At 73.9% G+C, this 4,413-nt stretch carries 4 protein-coding genes; 2 read left to right on the forward strand and 2 right to left on the reverse strand.

What is annotated here, in order from left to right:
• The first annotated feature begins 128 nt into the window (after window positions 1-128).
• A complete protein-coding gene (locus F8274_RS29945) occupies window positions 129-1,634 on the forward strand; it encodes an MFS transporter (protein WP_151465698.1) in 1,506 nt (501 codons plus the stop codon).
• Window positions 1,635-1,756: 122 nt separating this feature from the next.
• Window positions 1,757-2,299 carry a GNAT family N-acetyltransferase gene (locus F8274_RS29950; protein ID WP_151465699.1) on the forward strand — a complete coding sequence of 181 codons (543 nt, stop codon included), beginning with the start codon at window positions 1,757-1,759 and terminating at the stop codon, window positions 2,297-2,299.
• Between the two features lie 46 nt (window positions 2,300-2,345).
• Here the strand turns inward: F8274_RS29950 and F8274_RS29955 are convergent, their stop codons facing one another.
• Entirely contained in the window at window positions 2,346-3,212 is an 867-nt protein-coding gene (locus F8274_RS29955) for an endo alpha-1,4 polygalactosaminidase (RefSeq protein ID WP_151465701.1), read from the reverse strand.
• Between the two features lie 150 nt (window positions 3,213-3,362).
• Window positions 3,363-4,413 (reverse strand): CAP domain-containing protein (locus tag F8274_RS29960; protein ID WP_151465700.1); only part of this gene is annotated, 1,051 nt, incomplete at its 5' end.

The following is a 4,413-nucleotide window of genomic DNA, read 5'->3' on the forward strand; positions in this document are numbered from 1 at the left end:
CCTGTGACGGAGGTGTCACGGCAGGATTAACGGCCGCGGCGGCGGGGCATCTGGGCCGCCATGGACGAACAGCTCACGCCGGTGGCCCGCCGTCGCGCCCCGGCCACCGCAGCCCCCGGGAGCGCGTCATGAGCACCGACGTGCGGACCGGCACCGTACGGACCAACGTCCCGGCCCGCCTGGACCGGCTGCCGTGGTCCCGCTGGCACTGGATGATCGTGATCGGCCTCGGCACGGTCTGGATCCTCGACGGCCTCGAGGTGACCATCGTCGGCAACCTGTCCGGCAAGCTGGCCGAGCCGGGCAGCGGCCTGAGCATCACCCAGAGCCAGGTCACCGGCCTGGCCGCCGCGCTCTACGTGGCCGGCGCCTGCACCGGCGCGCTCTTCTTCGGCTGGCTCACCGACCGGTTCGGGCGCAAGAAGCTGTTCCTGCTGACCCTCGGGCTCTACCTGGTCGCCACCGCCCTGACCGCGCTGTCCTTCGACACCTGGTGGTTCTTCCTGTTCCGGTTCCTCACCGGCATGGGCATCGGCGGCGAGTACGCGGCCATCAACTCGGCGATCGACGAGCTGATCCCGGCGCGGCACCGCGGCCGGATCGACATCATCATCAACGGCACCTTCTGGCTCGGCGCGGCCCTCGGCGCGCTGCTCACCGTGCCGCTGCTCAACGGCCTGCCGACCAACCTCGGCTGGCGGGTGGCGTTCGGGCTGGGCGCCGTGCTCGGCGTGGTGATCCTGCTGGTCCGGCGGCACGTCCCGGAGAGCCCACGGTGGCTGTTCATCCACGGTCGGGCCGACGAGGCGAACCATCTCGTCGACTCGGTCGAGGCCGAGGTGAAGCGGGAGACCGGCAAGGACCTCACCGAGGCGGACAACTGGATCGAGGTCAAGCAGCGGAAGAGCACCAACTTCCTGGAGATCGCCAGGACCCTGTTCGCCCGCTACCCGAAGCGCGCCACCCTCGGCTTCTCGCTCTTCATCGGGCAGGCGTTCCTCTACAACGCGATCACCTTCGGTTTCGCCCAGATCCTGCAGACGTTCTTCGACGTCCCGCCGGGCAACAGCGGCTACTACTTCGCGGTGATCGCGGTCGGCAACCTGCTCGGTCCGCTGCTGCTGGGCAGGCTCTTCGACACCGTCGGCCGGGTGCCGATGATCGCCGGCTCGTACATCGGCTCGGGCGTGCTGCTGCTCGGCACCGCCTGGCTGTTCCACTCGGGCGTGCTGAACGCGGTCACCATGACCGCCTGCTGGTGCGTGGTGCTGTTCTTCGCCTCGGCCGGCGCCAGCGCCGCGTACCTGACGGTCAGCGAGATCTTCCCGATGGAGACCCGGGCCATGGCCATCGCGTTCTTCTACGCGATCGGCACCGCCGCCGGCGGCATCACTGGCCCGCTGCTCTTCGCCAAGCTGGTCGGCACCGGCAAGGTCGGCGACACGGTGGTCGCCTTCGTCGTCGGCGCCGCCGTCATGATCATCGGTGGCCTGGTGGAGCTGACCCTCGGCGTCAAGGCCGAGGGGAAGTCCCTGGAGGAACTGGCCACCCCCCTCAGCGCCGAGCACGCCGGCGTCCCGTCGCAGCGCGGCGCCGGCACCCCGGCCCCGGCCAGCGGCGCCACCGCCGGCTGACGACCGCCGCTCCCCCGGCACCGCCCCCGCCCGTCCAGGCCGGGGGCGGTGCCGCTTCTTCCACGGGTACGCGGAGCGCGATCGGTTTGTCGATGACCGGTCCGGTCCGGTAGGAAGCTCGCATGCTGAGGGGCAAGACGGTCGGGCTCAGGGCCCGGCACGAGGACGACATCCCGACCCTGCGAACCCAGCTCTACGACGACGTGGTCAACTCATCCCGGGCCGAAGGCGGGCCGTGGCGGCCGATCACGCCCGGCTCGAAAGACCCGCGGCTCGTGGTGGACGACCAGGAGCAGGGCAGCGTCTCGTTCTCGGTCGTGGAGCTGGAGGGCGGCACGCTGGTCGGCGCCGCCACCCTGTGGGGCATCGACAACCACAACCGGTCCGCGCACATCGGCCTGGGACTGCTCCCGTCCGCGCGCGGGAAGCGCTACGGCACCGACGTGGTGGCGGTGCTCTGCCACTACGGATTCGTCGTGCGCGGACTCCAGCGGCTGCAGATCGAGACGCTCGCGGACAACGCCGCGATGCTGCGCTCCGCCGAGCGCAACGGCTTCGTCCGCGAGGGCGTGCTGCGCTCCTCGGCCTGGGTGCTGGGCGAGTTCCTCGACGAGGTGCTGCTCGGGCTCCTCGCGCGGGACTGGAAGCCGGACGCGACGGCATAGCTCCCCGAGGGCCTTGTCGCTCGCCTCGTGGTCGTGCGCCGCCACCTCAGGGGAGCACGCAGGGCTCGCGCCAGGCGTCCAGGGTGCGGTCCTTGAGGATCGAGGCGAAGCCGTAGCCGACCGTGGTGACGCAGAACTCGGCCGGGTCGCCGGTGTATTCCACGTGGAAGACCGGCTTGTCGTCGTCGACGAACGGCAGCAGCTTGTCGCACCCGCCGCGGCGGACGCACTCCTGGTTGACCGCGAAGTCGAAGTCGGGGGCGAGCGCCGCCACCTGCGGCAGGTCGTCGACCAGCCCGGGGGAGAGGTCCAGCCGCCGGGCGAGTGCGGCCAGCCGGCGGTTGAACAGCAACTGGTCGTCGAAGGTGAGCGGGAAGCCGGGGCGGTGCAGGTAGCCGTCGGCGTCGTCGAGCGCCACCGCGCCGAAGCCCTTGCCCCGGCAGAGCCGCAACCGGTCGGCCAGCACGGGCTCCAGTGAGTCCCACCGGCGGACGTCCAGCCAGCGGCTGCCCGGCCGGCCCGGGACCGCCGCCCCGCGTACCGCCGCCGGGAAGCGGCTGGCGTCCGGGTCGCCGGTCGCGTAGGTGCCGGCCCAGACGTGGCACACCAGGCGGCGGTGGCGGGCGCGCAGCGCGCCGGTCTCGGCGGAGGTGGTCCGCACCGGGTCGAGCAGGAAGACGTCGGCCTCGACGGTCACGTCGACCGGGCCGGTGAGCTGCCACTGCCACTGCCACTGCCGGGCCTGCGCGGCCGGCCACGGGGTGGGCGCGCCGGGCGGGACGACCGGCTGCCGGCAGGCCGCGGCCGGGGCGAGCAGCAGCGCCGTCAGCACCAGCGCGACGCCCCGGCGCGGCCCGCGTCGGCGGACGCGGACCGGCCGGGGCGGCGCGGCCCACGCCGGCCGGATCCGCATCGACAGCTCCCGGGTCGCGGGCGGCACCCCGCCCCCTGCCGGTACGTGTCCGGCGGCCCCGGTGTGCCGGCCACGCGGGCCGGCACGGCTCAGGCGTCCCCGGCGTACCTCACCCGGTCAACGAGCGCGGGCCCGGTCACGACGCGCCGGTCAGCGCGGCGTGCCGAAGTCCTGCGTCCAGTACGGCCCGTTGCTCCGCGCCACGCCCACGCCGATCTCGGTGAACGAGCAGTTCAGGATGTTGGCCCGGTGCCCCGGGGAGTTCATCCAGGCGTCCATGACGGCGGCGGGGCTCTGCTGGTTCCAGGCGACGTTCTCGCCGTAGGACCGCCAGGCGTAGCCGACCCGGTCGAGCCGGTCGCCCACGTCGCTGCCGTCGCTGCCGTCGTGCGACATCTTCTTGTTGTCGGCCTGGTCCTGGCTGTGCCGCTGGGCGGCGAGCGTCAGCTTGTCGTCGACGGTCAGCGCCTTGCAGCCGGCCTTGGCCCGCTCCTGGTTGACCAGGTCGACGACCTCCCGCAGCTCCGCGGTGAGCCCCTTGGTCGAGGTCGCCGTGGCGCCCTTGCTGCTCGGCGCGGCGCTCCGCGGCAGCTGCCGGGACGCGGCCGTGGTCCGGCTCGGCTTCGGGGTCGGCTTCTTCGTCGGGGTCGGTCGGGCGCTGGTCGGCGCGGCGCTCGGGCTGGTCGACTCCGGCGCGAGCGCGTCACCCGGGTCCGCCTCGGTGCCGTCGGACGCGAGCGGGGCGGCGGCCACCGGGGCGTCGGCGGAGGTCCGCTCGGTCGGCTGGTCGTCACCGGGCAGCACCAGGGCGCCCACGCCGAGGCTCACCACGAGCGTCGCCGCGGCGGCGGCCCCACCGATCAGGAGGGGACGCGGCAGGCGGCGCCGCTGCCGATGGCGGCCGTTGTCCTCGGCCTCGGTGCCCGGCTGCCAGGAGCCCGTCGACCGCCCCTCGTGGGCGGACGGCTGCCAGGCGCTGGCGGGCTGCTCGTCGGCGGACGGCTGCCAGGCGGTGGTGTGCTGCTCGTCGGCGACCGGCTGCCACGCGGCGGGCTGCGCCTCGGGGTGCCAGCCGGCGGCCCGCTCGTAGGGGGACATCGGCGCGCCCGGGTGGGCCGCCGGGCCGTACGCCGGTGGCTCGGCGGCCGGGTGGTACCCGGTCCGGTCGGCGTCGGCGTACCGCCCGGCGTCGGCCCACCCG

It is taken from the genome of Micromonospora sp. AMSO31t (assembly GCF_008868175.1).
In the GTDB taxonomy this organism is placed as follows: domain Bacteria; phylum Actinomycetota; class Actinomycetes; order Mycobacteriales; family Micromonosporaceae; genus Micromonospora.

Excerpts from the sequence above, each read along its gene's own strand:
- F8274_RS29945 (WP_151465698.1), top strand. The coding sequence starts at position 129 with ATGAGCACCGACGTGCGGACCGGCACCGTACGGACCAACGTCCCGGCC.
- F8274_RS29950 (WP_151465699.1), top strand. The coding sequence starts at position 1,757 with ATGCTGAGGGGCAAGACGGTCGGGCTCAGGGCCCGGCACGAGGACGAC.
- F8274_RS29955 (WP_151465701.1), bottom strand. The coding sequence starts at position 3,212 with ATGCGGATCCGGCCGGCGTGGGCCGCGCCGCCCCGGCCGGTCCGCGTC.